The organism is Methylorubrum podarium (assembly GCF_022179745.1).
Classification (GTDB): domain Bacteria; phylum Pseudomonadota; class Alphaproteobacteria; order Rhizobiales; family Beijerinckiaceae; genus Methylobacterium; species Methylobacterium podarium.
On record NZ_BPRD01000386.1, the window covers coordinates 1 to 12,573 of the forward strand.

Annotated in this window: 10 protein-coding genes; 1 reads left to right on the top strand and 9 read right to left on the bottom strand. The window is 70.6% G+C overall.

Annotated features, from left to right (window positions below):
- The 5 genes from MFF42_RS18505 to MFF42_RS18525 form a co-directional block, all read right to left on the bottom strand.
- On the bottom strand, positions 1 to 1,218 hold a 1,218-nt coding region (locus MFF42_RS18505), incomplete at its 3' end, for an ABC transporter substrate-binding protein (protein WP_238257062.1).
- Between the two features lie 20 nt (positions 1,219 to 1,238).
- A complete protein-coding gene (locus tag MFF42_RS18510) occupies positions 1,239 to 3,518 on the bottom strand; it encodes a sensor histidine kinase (RefSeq protein WP_238257063.1) in 2,280 nt (759 codons plus the stop codon).
- 172 nt (positions 3,519 to 3,690) lie between these two features.
- Complete coding sequence (locus MFF42_RS18515) at positions 3,691 to 3,894, bottom strand: hypothetical protein (protein ID WP_238257064.1); 204 nt, start codon at positions 3,892 to 3,894, stop codon at positions 3,691 to 3,693.
- 11 nt (positions 3,895 to 3,905) lie between these two features.
- Positions 3,906 to 4,175, bottom strand: coding sequence for a hypothetical protein (locus tag MFF42_RS18520; RefSeq protein ID WP_238257065.1), 270 nt, complete (start codon positions 4,173 to 4,175; stop codon positions 3,906 to 3,908).
- Positions 4,176 to 4,331: 156 nt separating this feature from the next.
- Positions 4,332 to 5,081, bottom strand: a complete 750-nt coding sequence (locus MFF42_RS18525; protein WP_238257066.1) for a response regulator — start codon at positions 5,079 to 5,081, stop codon at positions 4,332 to 4,334.
- Positions 5,082 to 5,547: 466 nt separating this feature from the next.
- Here MFF42_RS18525 and MFF42_RS18530 point away from each other — a divergent pair, with 466 nt between their 5' ends.
- Entirely contained in the window at positions 5,548 to 7,329 is a 1,782-nt protein-coding gene (locus MFF42_RS18530; RefSeq protein ID WP_238257071.1) for an ATP-binding response regulator, read from the top strand.
- 767 nt (positions 7,330 to 8,096) lie between these two features.
- On the opposite strand, the gene MFF42_RS18535 is transcribed toward MFF42_RS18530, so the two are convergent.
- From MFF42_RS18535 to MFF42_RS18550, 4 genes are all read right to left on the bottom strand, one after another.
- Positions 8,097 to 8,309 carry a DUF4287 domain-containing protein gene (locus tag MFF42_RS18535; RefSeq protein ID WP_238257067.1) on the bottom strand — a complete coding sequence of 71 codons (213 nt, stop codon included), beginning with the start codon at positions 8,307 to 8,309 and terminating at the stop codon, positions 8,097 to 8,099.
- A gap of 179 nt (positions 8,310 to 8,488) precedes the next feature.
- Positions 8,489 to 9,220 (bottom strand): Crp/Fnr family transcriptional regulator, encoded by a 732-nt coding sequence (locus MFF42_RS18540; protein WP_238257068.1) that lies wholly within the window; start codon positions 9,218 to 9,220, stop codon positions 8,489 to 8,491.
- Positions 9,221 to 9,299: 79 nt separating this feature from the next.
- Complete coding sequence (locus tag MFF42_RS18545; RefSeq protein WP_238257069.1) at positions 9,300 to 10,481, bottom strand: PepSY-associated TM helix domain-containing protein; 1,182 nt, start codon at positions 10,479 to 10,481, stop codon at positions 9,300 to 9,302.
- 42 nt (positions 10,482 to 10,523) lie between these two features.
- Positions 10,524 to 12,573 (bottom strand): TonB-dependent siderophore receptor (locus MFF42_RS18550; RefSeq protein ID WP_238257070.1); only part of this gene is annotated, 2,050 nt, incomplete at its 5' end.

The window sequence follows — 12,573 nt, forward strand, 5'->3', positions numbered from 1 at the left end:
GCGGGCGAGGTCGGCGCGGATCATGTCCGCCACGCGCCGGCCGTTGGGGTTGTAGGGCCGGCTGACCGGCAGGAACCAGAGATCGGTCTCGAACCCCTCGGCGAAGCCCGCCTCGGCGAGCAGGCGCGCGGCCGCCTCGCGGTCGAAGGCGGGCTCGGGCAGGTCGCGGTGGAAGGCCCAGCTCGACGGCGGCAGCGGGTTGTGCGCCACCGTGCCGGCCGGCCCGTAGACGGCCTCGACGATGGCCCGGCGGTCGATGGCGAGGTTGACGGCGCGGCGCACCCGCGGATCGCTCATCGGCGCGCGGGCGGTGTTGAGGGCGAGGTAGGCGACGTTCAACTCCTCGCCCGACAGAAGCGCGAGGTCGGGGTCGGCCCGCACCGCGTCGAGGTCGGCCGTGCCGGGGAAGGCCATGACGTGGCACTCGCCCGCCTTGAGCTTGGTCAGCCGCACCGCCGTGTTCGGGGTGATCGAGAAGACGAGCCCCTCGACGGCGCCCGCCTGGGGCGCGGCCGGCCTGCGCCAGTAATCCGGGAAGGCGCGGTAGCGCACGGTCACGTCGGGGCGGTAATCGACGAAGCGGAACGGGCCGGTGCCGACCGGCGCGCGGGCGAGCGCCTCCGGGGTTCCCCGGCGCGCGAGATGCTCGGCATATTCCGCCGAGAGGATGGCGCCGAAGGCCTGGGCGAGGTTGGGCAGGAAGGTCGCGTCCGGTTCTTTCAGCCGGAAGCGGACCCGGCGCTCGTCGAGCCGCTCGATCCCCTCGATCAGGCCGGCGAGGCCGAGATCGCGGAAAGTGGCGAAGTCGCCGCTGACCCGGTGATAGGGATGGTCCGGCTTCCACTGGCGGAGGAAGCTGAACAGCACGTCGTCGGCGTTGAGCGGACGGGTCGGCGTGAAGCCGGCATGGGCGTGGAAGCGCACGCCCGCCCGCAGGGTGAAATCGTAGGTCCGCCCCTCGTCGGAGACCTGCCACGATTCGGCGAGCGCCGGCCGCAGGTCGGTGGTGCCCGGGGTGAACTCGACGAGGCTGTTGAACATCTGCCACACGGCGCTCATCGCCGTCGTCGTGGTGACGAGGCCGGGATCGAGGGATTCCGGGTTGCCCTCCGAGCAGTAGACCAGGGTCCGCGCCTGAGCCGGCGACGCGCCCGTCGGGCCGGCGATCGCGGCCAGCAGGACGGCGGCGATGCCTGCGGCGCGGGCGCGATCTCTCATGCGGCGGCTCATGCGGCGTCTCATGGTGCCTGCGCCCCGGCGGGCCGGCGGGCCGTGGCCGGCCGCTCGACGTCGCCGGGCGCCCGCGGGAATTCGAGCCGCACCCGGGTGCCGCGGCCCGGCTCGCTCTCGATGGCGATGCGGCCCTGGAGCTTGGCGGTCACGAGATTGTGCACGATGTGCATGCCGAGCCCGGTGCTGCCGCGGGAGCGGGCGGTGGTGAAGAACGGGTCGAAGATCCGCCCGAGATGCTCCGGCGCGATGCCGCCGCCGTCGTCGCTCACCTCCAGCCGCACGAGCGGCCCGGCCGGCGTCACCTGCACGGTGATGGTCCCGGGCCGCTCGGCCCCGGCGAAACCGTGCACGACGGCGTTGGCGACGAGGTTGGTGACCACCTGCGCCAGCACGCCGGGATAGGTGTCCACGACGATGCCGGACGGGTCGCCGCGCCGGATCTTGTGCCCGCCCTTGCGCAGCATCGGCTGGAGGCTCGTGAGCAGCTCGCCGAGCCAGACATCGAGATCGAAGCGACGGCGCTCGTCGCTCGCCCGGTCCACCGCCACCTGCTTGAAGCCGTGGACGAGGTCGGCGGCGCGGGTCAGGTTCGCGCAGAGCAGCTGCGTCCCTTCCCCGACGCGGTCGACGAAATGGGTCAGGCGCGAGCGCGAGAGCGTGCCCGCGGCGACCAGGCCCTGGAAGGCCCGCGTCTCGTCGCGGACCAGCGTCGCGGTGGTGAGCGCGATGCCCAGCGGCGTGTTGATCTCGTGGGCGACGCCGGCCACGAGCTGCCCCAGCGAGGCGAGCTTTTCCGCGCGGATCAGGTCGTCCTGGGCCTGATGCAGATCGTGCAGGGCGTTGTCCGCCTGGTCCTTGGCCCGCCGCAACGCCCGCTCGCGGCGGCCGATCTCGGTGACGAAGAAGTTCGTCGCCCGGGCGATGTCGCCGAGTTCGTCGGTGCGCTGCGTGCCGGAGAGCCCCTCCGCCTTCGGGTCGGCGGCAAGCGCGATCATGTCGCCCTGGAGCTGGCGCAGGGGCACGAGGATCGAGCGGGCGACCGCCAGCGCGACGAGGGCGCCCAGCAGCAGACCGGCCGCCGCGCCGGCCAGGAGGAGCTGGCCCAGGAAGGTGCCGAACCGGTCGGCATCCTCGACCGCGTCGTCGTTGAGGGCGCGGGCGGCCTCGCTCAGCCGGGCGGCGAGGCCGTCCATCTCGGCGATCATCGCGTTCTGCCGCTTGAGCCCCTCGACCGTGGTGGCGAGCCGCGCGCGCCAGCCGTCGATGGCTTCGATCATGTCGGACTGGATCAGCGGCGAGATCGGCAGGGCGGAGGCGCTCGCGGAGAGCCGCTCGCCCTCGCCGAGCATGGCGGAGACGGCCTCCGCGTCCCGGCGCGCCAGTGCCTCGGCGGTGCGCTGGCCGAGCTTGAGCGTCGTGATGCCGATGTTCTGCGTCGCTTGGCCCGTCGCGTTGGCCTCCCCCGCATAGGCGAGGAGCTGCGCGACCTCGTCGTCGAGCGTGCGCTGCTCGGAGGTCACGATCTTGAGCAGGCGCTCGCCCCACTCGGTCAGCCGCTCGCCCGCGGCCGGATCGGCGGCGCTCAGGCTCTCGGCCTCGGCGGCCTCGGTCTCGCGGGAGGTGGCGCGCAGGGCCGCCGCGAGGTCGCGGCCGGCATGGACGAGGCGGGTGCGTTCGGTGCGCGCGGCGTCGGGCGCGCCGCCGCGGTCGCGGGCGAGGGCAAGCGGCCACGCGGCGGCCAGCACGGCGTTGAGCCCCGTCACGGCGTCCCGGGTCGCGCGCAGCCGGTTCACCTTCCCCGTCAGCGTCCAGGCGAGATCGACGTTCGAGGCCTGCTGGCGCTGGCGGGCCTGCTCGGCGAGGTCGGTCAGGCGGCCCGCCCGCCGGCCCATCTCGGCGATCAGTCCGTCGTTCTCGCGGGCGACCGCCGAGAACTCGCGCATCCGTGCCACGTAGCGGTCGAGGGATTGGCGCGCCGAGGCGGCCCGCTCGGCCTGCCCCCGGGTGCGGGCCTGGTTCTGAAGCGTCTTCAGGCCGCTTCCGGCCTTGTCGGTCAGGTCGAAGAACTGCGTCTCGATCGCGGCGCGCTCGTCGGCGCGGGCGGCGACGAAGTCGTCGCGGACCATCCGGGCCAGGGTCAGGTCGTGAAAGACGCGGGCGGCGAGCAGTGCGCCGGCCCGGGCCCGCTCCCCCTGCGCGAGCAGGAACCAGCCCGCCGCCGCGATGGCCGCGGCAACGAGGATCGGGACACCGCCGACCAGGGCAATCTTCCGGCCGACCCGCATCCTCGCCCCGTCGCGGGCTCCCTCGGGAGCGTCGTTGCTCGGGGCGGGATCGTCGCCGGAAAACCGTCTCCGGACAAGGGCCTCGCCCAGGCGAGAGCATCATCTTTTTCCGAAAGCCGGCGGCCGCCTCTCGGGACGATGCTCTCGATGGGAACGACGGGCGGGGCCGCCCTCACACGCCGGCCGTTGCCGTGTGGCACCGCTTGCGCACCGGCGCGGGCCGGCCGCCCGCGCCGCCGAAACGGCCCTCCTTGGTCGGCGTCGTCTGGACGGTCCGGCCGGTGCGGCCGCCCTGCTGGCGCCCGTGCAGGATCTCCCGCAGGTTGGCCAGCGCCTCCGGCGAAGCCTCCAGGGCCTCCTTCGAGAAATGCGGCATGGCAGCCCTCCTCAGTTCCCGGTGAGAGCGATGATGCGCACCTTGCGCCCGTCGGCGGCGCAGGCCGCCGGCTGGTAGGGCCACGCGGCGGCGCAAGGGGCGGTGGTCTTCGACGTGTCGGATTTGGGCGCCGTGACGGTGGGTGCTGAGACCTTGGGCGCCTCGATGGGCGCCGCGGTCGTCGCCTTCGGGCGGGCGGCGGCGTCCGTCGCGGCCAAGCCGGCGACGAGGCCGGCGGACAGCACCGCGCTCGCGGCGATCATCGTAACCAATCCCTGCATGACATCCCCCTCGCGGCTTCGCCGTCGTCGATGGGGACGGTTTTAGGGAGGGGGCGTGTCCCGCGTTTTGCGTCGCCGGTCACAGGATCACCGGATCAAGGGGCGTTTGTTGCGTCGAACGCCCCGCCGACGAAATATTCGGCCTCCGCGGTGCGGTTAATCACCTTCGGGCCGGAAGATGTAGCCGAGACCGCGCACGGTGCGGATGAAGCGCGGGTTGGCCGGGTCCGGCTCCACCTTCTTGCGGATACGGTTGATTCGCACGTCGATCGCCCGGTCGAACGCGTCCGGATCGCGGGCGTCGGCGAGGTCGAGCAGCCGCTCGCGGGAGAGGGCGCGCTTCGGATGGTCGGCGAAGGCCTTGAGGAGATCGAATTCCGAGCGGGTCAGCGGCTGCTCCACCCCCGCGTCGTCGCGCAGGCGCAGGGCGTCGAGTTCGAGCCACTTCGTGCCGAACCGGACGGTCCGCGAGGGCGCCGCCGATTCGGGCGCGGGCGCCTTCGCCGGGGCCTGCGCGGGCGCCGACGGCGCGCCCTGCGCCCGCCGCAGCACCGAGCGCACCCGGGCGACGAGTTCGCGCAATTCGCAGGGCTTGGGCAGGTAGTCGTCCGCGCCCAGTTCGAGCCCCACCACCCGATCGATCGGGCTGGCGGTCGCCGTCAGCATGATGATCGGAATCGGGCTCCTCGCCTTCAGGTCCCGCACGATGGAGAGGCCGTCCTCCTCGGGCATGTTGAGGTCGAGCACGATCAGGTCCGGCGTGCGGATCTGCAGGTGCGCCCGCAGCGCCCGGCCGCCCTCGCACAGGGCCACGTCGAAGCCGTGCAGGCGCAGATAATCGCCGACCATGGCGCGGGCATCCGCCTCGTCGTCGACGACGGCGATATGGGGGCCGGTCGCCGTCATGGCCGGCCGCCCGTTCGGCTGGGTGAAGAGAAACGTGTCGTCACCTCGATCTTCCCTCGACTCGAAAAGGGCACGCGAAACGGGCACATGAACAGGGCGCACTCGGCCGAACTCGACAGCTTTCGCCCGCACCATGCCCGATCGGGCCGGACTTGGCGACGCCGTCGAAGCGGCAATCAACGGCTCTTGCGGAGCGGGTGACAGCGGCCTCGTGCGCGATCATTGTAGCCGACCGGCGCGCGCCGATGAGACAAGTGTTGAGACCAGCCGTCTTTCGATAAGATTTCTTCGCAACTTCTCGCTAAGACATCGCGATGTGTGCTTTCGAACGGCGCGACCGCACGCGCCGCCTCACCAAGAGCGACGAGAGGGCGCTCGTTACGCTGACGCGATCAGCACCGGCATGCGGGTGGCCTCAAAGACCTCGAAAGGCCCTCACGCGATGAACGACGCGACCGACGACGCGATGGACGACGACTGGCTTGAACTGATTCCCGACGAGGCGGCGGAGGCGCCGGCCCGGGCCGGTGCCTGGACGATCGCGGTGATCGACGACGATCCGGCGGTCCACGAGGGCACCCGCTACGCGCTCGCCGGCTACAGCCTCGACGGGCGGGGCCTCGACATCCTCTCCGCCCACTCGGCCCAGGAGGCGCGGACGCTGCTGGCCGAGCGGCGCGACGTCGCCATCGTGCTCCTCGACGTGGTGATGGAGACCGACGATGCCGGCCTCCAGCTCATCGACTACATCCGCCGGGAGCTGAGGGAAGAGACCGTCCGGATCATCCTGCGCACCGGCCAGCCGGGGCAGGCGCCGGAGCGGCGCGTCATCGTCGATTACGACATCAACGACTACAAGGCGAAGACCGAACTCACCGCCGACAAGCTCTTCACCAGCCTGACCGCGGCGCTCCGGGCCTACCAGCAGCTCCGGCGGCTCGACGAGACCCGGCGGGGCCTGGAGATCATCATCGACGCCGCGCCGATGCTGCTCGACCACAAGTCGATGCAGCGGCTGGCCGAGGGCGTGCTGACCCAGGTCGCCTCGCTCCTCAACGTCGATTGCGCCGGCATCCTCGTCCTGCGCGAGGACGAGCGGGAGGCCGGCGACCGGCACGAGGGCGGCTTCTGCGTGCTCGCCGGCTCGGGCCTCTACGGCGGCTATGTCGGCCGCGATCCCGGCTGGCCGCTCGATCCCGGCATCCAGCCCCTGGTCGAGCAGGCCTTCGCCGCCCGCCGCCACAGCTTCGGCGACCACCTCTCCACGCTCTACGTCCAGACCGCGAGCGGCAGCGAGATCGTCGCGCTGATCGACACCGACCGCCCGCTCTCCGATACCGACCGCGCGCTGATCACCCTGCTCGCGGGGCGTCTCTCGGTCGCCTTCGACAACGTGATCCTCTACGAGCGGCTGCAGCGCGCCAACGTCACCCTGGAGCAGCGGGTGGTCGAGCGCACCGCCGAGCTGATCCGCGCCAACCGCCGCCTCGACATGCAGCGCTCGGACCTGCGCCGGGCCAACAGCCTCAAGACCGAGATCCTGGGCACCATCGCCCACGACCTGAAGAACCCGCTCTCGGTGATTCTGGGCCGCTCCGAGATGCTGGCCGACCTGATCGGCCTCGATCCGGCGCCGGCCGCCGCCAGCGAGGACGCCCGGACCGCGATGCGGACCCAGGTCGATCACATCCGCACCTCGGCGACGCGCCTGATCGACATGATCGACAGCCTCATGGCCGACGCCATGAACGACGCCCTCGACATCACCCTGCGGCGCGAGCCCGTCGACCTAGCCGCGCTGGCCCGCGAGGTCTGCGAGGCCAACCGGCCGCTCGCCGAATCGAAGGGCCAGAGCCTGGCCCTGGATCTGGCGGTCCCGCTCCATCTCTGCGGCGACGCCGAGCGGCTGCGCGAGGCGTTCGACAACCTCGTCTCGAACGCGATCAAGTATTCCTTTCCCGGCGGCGCGATCACCGTGAGCGTGCGGGAGGAGTCGGGCGACTACGTCTGCGCGGTGGCCGACCAGGGCCCCGGCCTGTCCCCGGAGGATGCCGGCCGTCTCTTCGGCCGCTACCAGCGCCTCTCGGCCAAGCCCACCGGCGGCGAGGGATCGACGGGGCTCGGCCTCTCCATCGTCAAGCGCATCGCCGAACTCCACGGCGGCCGCGCCGAGGCGTTCTCCGAGGGACCGGGGCGGGGCGCGGTCTTCTCGATGCGGTTCCCGAAGGAGGCGGTGGGGCTGGTGTAGGGGTTCGATACGATTTCCGGCTGATGCCGGTGGTGATGGCCGAACCGCTCAGCCTGAAACCGTGTCACGGACCTGATGCGACGCCTTGAAATGATCGCTGCACGATCATTGTTTCCGGGCATTCTTGGAGTTGGTCCGATCGGCACTTTTTCCACGAATGAACCGACGAATCATGTCGCGTTCCCGCTCTATTTCGGCTGTAGAAACCCGAGATAACGCGCGATCTATGCCAATCGATATGAAAAACGCTGCGACCCAACCGATTGAAAAAATCAGAAATTCCGTTTCGATTGATTCCACATTGCCATACCAAACCCGCACAGCGAGGGAACTAAGGTAAAGAGCAGGATGCCACCAAAATATCCTCCAATCTGAAGGCATCACGCTGCTCCGTTCGAAGACATTGCATACGGTTTCCGGTTGATGCCTTCGGTGCTGCTTCCCGTCATTCCGGGGCGCCGAAGGCGAACCCGGAATCCACCCTTGATGCCACGTTGAGCCGCGCATCACAGGTGGATTCCGGTTTCCGCTACGCGGCCCCGGGATGACGGGGGTGGGGCTGAACCGAACCAATCAATCGGAAACGGTATCACTGTGCAATGATGGCAGATAATACTTATAAAACTGCGAATCGAACTCCCGAACCGAGGCCGGTCGACGGCTAAAAATACGAGGAGATCGTCCATCTCTCCACACCCGCGCAGCTCCACAAACAGCGGTCTGCATGAGTTGGGAAGAGATCGTGGGGCATGCGTAGCTGAAGTCGACTACCTTTTTTCCGTCGACAGCACATGAGCGACGATTGCGTTGGCGTGGCCGTGCCCCATTCCATGCTCCTCCTTCAGGATCTTCACCAATTCCATATGTTTGGCGGGAAGTCGGTCGCGGACAAGCTGTTGCCACTCGCCGATAGGACGTGCGTACTTCTTCTCGATGGAGGGAAAGTATGAGGCAGGTCCCTTGATCGGTTCGTGAGACACGAAATCACCTCCCTTTGACATCGGCATGTGTCGGCTTCGCCGCAAATCGACGATGGCGCAACACCTTCTCTCGAGGCGGCGCAACACCGCTGCCGGTGCCCGCTACGGAGCGAAAGCACCCCCGGCAGGGGACACCAACCGTCCGATTCAAACCACGAGGAGGCCGCCGCCAAAATCCCTCAGCCGGACGACGCGGCCGCCGTCCCCCGGAAGGGGCCGATCAGGCGCTCGTACTCGGCCTCCGCCGGACCGTAGCTGTTCCCGGCCAGGTCGCAGAGCATGCCGCGGTCGCGGACGATGATCAGGGCGCGCCTGGCCTGGATCGCGCCGTAGCCCTCGAGCGCCTGGATCGCCAGCGTCACGGTCGATCGCTGCGTCGCCAGCATGATCGACAGGAAATCGTGGGTGAGGGAGAGTTCGTCGCCCTCCAGCCGGTCATGCGCCATGAGGATCCAGCGCGCCAGCCGCTCCTCGACGGAATAGGCGCCGTTCGACATCGCCGTCTGGCTGACCGTCATCATCACCGTGTGGGCGTAGCGCAGCAGCAGGCCGTGCAGGATCGGGCTGCGCCCGAGTGCCTCGCGGAACGCCCCGGTGCCGATCCGAAGCCACGGGCCTCCGACCTGAACGATCAGCTCGTGCGGCGCGCGATCGGCCCCCAGCACGCTCGCCGTGCTGACCATACCCTCCTGGCCGAAGCAGCCGACCTCGATCCGGCGCCCCTCGCTCATGACGGCGACGTTCGAGGACAGTCCGGCTTCCGGGAAATAGACGAACTCCAGCGGATCCCCGACGGACCAGAGGACCTCGCCCTTCTGCACCTGCACGCGCTCGAACTGCGCCAGGAGCGGCTCCCGCTCCGCCGGCGGCAGCGCCTGAAGCAGGCGGTTTCTCGTTGATGATACGCCCATTTCCGGTCCCGATCCCTCGCCCGTCCTTGCGAGAACCCCGGCCCGGACCGCGAGTTCGCTGATCGCGGCGGGCGCGCGGTCACCCGCGCGCGGACGCCTCGGCCGGCCGGGGTGAGCGGCCGGGAACGCGCCGACGCCCGGCCCGGCGGCGCAGCGCGTAGAGCGTCAGCCCGGTGGCGAAGAAGCCGGGAAGCGCCAGCGCCGCGAGGCAGAACAGCAGGGCGGCGGGCGCGCCGAAGAAGCGGCCGCGATGCACTTCGAGCATGTTGTCGGCGATGCGCCGGCCGAGGCTCGACGCGGCGGCGCGCTGGTCGCCGAGCGGGACGCCGGTGCGGGCGTCGTAGGTGGCCTCGTTGCGCAGCACCACGTCCGGGGTGGTCCAACGGATGCGGATCGTCGCCGCCTCCGGTCCCGGCAGGGTCAGGGTCGCGTGGTCCGCCGCGTGCGCGGCCGAGAACGCCGCCCAGGCCGCGTCGATCGCCGGCCTGCCCTCGGGTACCGTGCGGTCGGCCCGGTGGTCGGCGGCGCGCGCCTCCGATCGCTCCTTCGACGCCTGGCCGGTGAGGAGCCATGTCGCGCCCGCGCGATACCCGTCGAAGGACCACCACAGGCCCGACAGGGCGGCCACCGCGTAGACCGGCAGCAGCCACGTCCCCGCGACCGCGTGCAGCGACCACCAGCGGGCCCGGCCGGGCCGGGCGAGGTTCGGCCGGAGCCAGACCCGCCAGCCGTGCCGTCCGGGCCAGCGCAGGGTGAGCCCGGTGGCGAGGAAGACGAGCAGCGCGATCGCGCAGAGGCCGGTGGCCGTGCGGCCCCAGCCCTTGCCCTCGCCGGGGATCAGCAGCCAGCGGTGCAGCGCCCGCACGGTGGCGAAGAACGCCTCCAGCCGCACCGGGCCGAGAACGGACCCGTCCGTGGGGTCGGCGTAGACGGTCGCGGGCCGCTCGCCGCCGGCCCGGTCGCGGGCGAAGCGCGCCACCGCGCTCCGGCCGGGATCGGCCGACAGGGTCAGCGCGGCGACCCGCTGCCCCGGACGCTGCGCCTCGATCCGCGCGGCCAGGGCCGAGGGCGCGAGCAGCGGCCGGTCGGGGGCCGCCGCGACCTCCACCCGGTCGCGGTTGGCCAGGGCGGTGATCGCCTCCTCGTAGCTCATCAGGGCGCCCGTGACTCCCATGAGCGCGAGCACGAGCCCGGCGGTGAGGCCGAGCGCCCAGTGCAGGCGGAAGAGCAGGGTGCGGGCGGGAGAGAAGGCGGAGGGCATGACGCTCCGATCAGGGCGCTCGATTCTGGGGATGCCCCGTCCTCAGTAGCGCGCGCTCAGGCTGGCGAGCACCGTCAGGGGCGCGCCGGGCAGGTTGTTGAACTGGTTGAACGGCTGCTCGATGTAGCGCCGGTCGGTGAGGTTGCGGCCGTTGACGGCGAAGCGCCAGGTCGGGTCGATCTCGTAGAACACGGCCGCGTCGAGGCGGGCATAGGCGCCGACCTTGTAGGTGTTGGTGATGTCGCCGAAGCGCTCGCCGACATAGGTGAGGCCGCCGCCGAAGCCCCAGCCCCGCAGCGGACCGCCCTGGAACTGATAGGTCGACCAGACGCTGGCGCTGAAGACCGGCGCCGCGGGCAGCCGGCTGCCGACGGCGACGGTCGAATCCTTCGTGACCGTGGCATCGAGATAGCCGATCCCGCCGATGATCTTCCAGCCCGGCAGGATCTCGCCGGCGATGTCGCCCTCGAACCCCTGCGCGCGCTGCTCGCCGGTGATGATCGAGAAGCCGGTATTGACCGGATCGGAGGCGGCGACGTTCGCCCGCAGGATGCGGAAGGCGGCGGCGCTCACCGTGAGCCGGTCGGGGATCAGGTCGAAGCGGGCGCCGACCTCCAGCTGCTCGCCGGTCTCCGGCGGCGGGCTCGCGACGTTGAGGACGTTGGCGGTCTGCGGGACGAAGGAGGTGGTGTAGCTGCCGTAGAGCGTGAGCGGCTCCACCGGCCGCCAGACGAGGCCGACCCGCGGCGAGGTGCCGGTGAGGTTCTGTTCCGGCGGGATCGTCCGCGTGGTCGGCGTGCGCTGGAAGTAGAGCTGATCGGCCGTGTCGAACCGCACGCCGAGGACGAGCTGCAGGCCGGGAAAGAACTCGATCTGGTCCTGCAGGTAGATCCCGAACAGGCTGAGCTTCTGCCTGAGATCGCTCTGCAGGGTCAGCGTGCCGACCTGCGGCACCGAGCCCCGGATCGGGTTGAGGAAGGAGACCGAGGTCGCCGTCCCCTGCGTGGTGAAGGGGTGGCGGTAGCCGTCGACGATCTCGAAGCCGGCCAGGGCCGTGTGGCGGAAGCCGAACGGATCGACGAAGCGTCCGACCGCCTCCGTCCGGCTGTCGATGGAGTGGTAGATCGAATCGCCCTCCGTCAGGCGCCGCGTCACCGTGGTCCCGGCGGCGTTCACGCCCGTCGCCCGGGTCGCCAGGAGATCGAACGATCCCCACTGGCCGTTCACGGCCTGCCGCAGGGTCAGGTTCTCGTTGACGTCGTGCTCGGCGAGCAGGGTGATCGAGTTCGATTCGCCATAGTAGCGCGACCACGGCTCGCCGTAGAAGCGGCGGACGTTGTCGAGCGGCACCCGGCCGCGGAAGGCGATCAGGCCCTCGTCGTACTGGCTGTGTTGGCGGGTGAACTCGGCGTTGAGGTAGACGCGCGTCGACGGGTCGGGCGTCCAGACGAAGGCCGGGGCGAAGAAGTGCCGGGAGTTCTCCGGCCCGCCGAAATCGCGGAAGGTCGCCTCGTCCTGCGTGGCGAAGGTAAAGCGGGCGGCGAGCCCCTCCACGCTCGGGATCGCCCCCGAGACCGAACCCTGCACCCGCCGGAACGCGAACGAGCCGCCCTGAACCGTCACGTCGGCCGACGGGGTGAGGGTGGGCTGGCGCGTGACGATGTTGATGAGGCCGCCGGGATCGCCCTGGCCGTAGAGGACCGAGGCCGGACCTTTCAGCACCTCCACCCGCTCCACGTTGGCGAGGTCGCGCTGCGTCGGCTGGAACGCGTTGGCCGGGTTCAGCACGAGGCCGTCGATGGCGTAGGTCTGGGTGCGGAAGCCGCGCAGGATGTAGGTGTCGGAGCGGCCCTGGATGGTGCCGCCCGGCTGGACGTTGCTGACGTTGGTGAGCACGTCGGTGAGGCGCACATCCTGCTGATCGACCAGGACTTCGCGCGGGACGACCTGGATCGATTGCGGCGTGTCGCGCAACGCCGTGTCCGTCCGCGTCGCGGTGGCCGAGCGTGTGGCGCGGTATCCGACGACGGGACCGCCCGCGCGCTCGCCGCTCCCCGTGACCGAGAGTTCGGACAGCACGGCCTCGGCGCCG

What these genes read in the sequence shown, in the direction of transcription:
- MFF42_RS18510 (WP_238257063.1), bottom strand. Translation starts at nt 3,518, where the DNA reads ATGCGGGTCGGCCGGAAGATTGCCCTGGTCGGCGGTGTCCCGATCCTC.
- MFF42_RS18515 (WP_238257064.1), bottom strand. Translation starts at nt 3,894, where the DNA reads ATGCCGCATTTCTCGAAGGAGGCCCTGGAGGCTTCGCCGGAGGCGCTG.
- MFF42_RS18520 (WP_238257065.1), bottom strand. Translation starts at nt 4,175, where the DNA reads ATGCAGGGATTGGTTACGATGATCGCCGCGAGCGCGGTGCTGTCCGCC.
- MFF42_RS18525 (WP_238257066.1), bottom strand. Translation starts at nt 5,081, where the DNA reads ATGACGGCGACCGGCCCCCATATCGCCGTCGTCGACGACGAGGCGGAT.
- MFF42_RS18530 (WP_238257071.1), top strand. Translation starts at nt 5,548, where the DNA reads ATGGACGACGACTGGCTTGAACTGATTCCCGACGAGGCGGCGGAGGCG.
- MFF42_RS18540 (WP_238257068.1), bottom strand. Translation starts at nt 9,220, where the DNA reads ATGGGCGTATCATCAACGAGAAACCGCCTGCTTCAGGCGCTGCCGCCG.
- MFF42_RS18545 (WP_238257069.1), bottom strand. Translation starts at nt 10,481, where the DNA reads ATGCCCTCCGCCTTCTCTCCCGCCCGCACCCTGCTCTTCCGCCTGCAC.